Annotated in this window: 1 protein-coding gene; it reads left to right on the forward strand. The window is 66.8% G+C overall.

The annotated features are described in order from the left end of the window. A partial coding sequence (locus JI666_RS22120) for a hypothetical protein (protein ID WP_206895046.1) occupies positions 1-247 on the forward strand: 247 nt, incomplete at its 5' end. Between the last annotated feature and the right edge of the window lie 18 nt (positions 248-265).

Below are 265 nucleotides of genomic sequence, written 5' to 3' on the forward strand. Positions count from 1 at the left end.
GCTCATCGTCTCGGACGACGAACCCGCGCCCAATGCCGATGTCATCGCCTTCGCCGCCTCCCTTCTCGGCATGGACCCGCCGCCAGAGATCCCGTTCGAAGAGGCCACGCTCTCGCCCATGGCGCGCAGCTTCTGGGCCGACAACAAACGCCTGCGCTCGTGCCGGATCGGGCCCGAGCTGAAGCTCGCGCTCAACCATCCGACCTATCGCGACGGGCTCAAAGCAATCCACGCCCGCGAAACCTGATCCCGAACCGCCCGCATC

The sequence above is a fragment of the Bacillus sp. NTK071 genome (assembly GCF_017303315.1).
In the GTDB taxonomy this organism is placed as follows: Bacteria; Bacillota; Bacilli; order Bacillales; family Guptibacillaceae; genus Guptibacillus.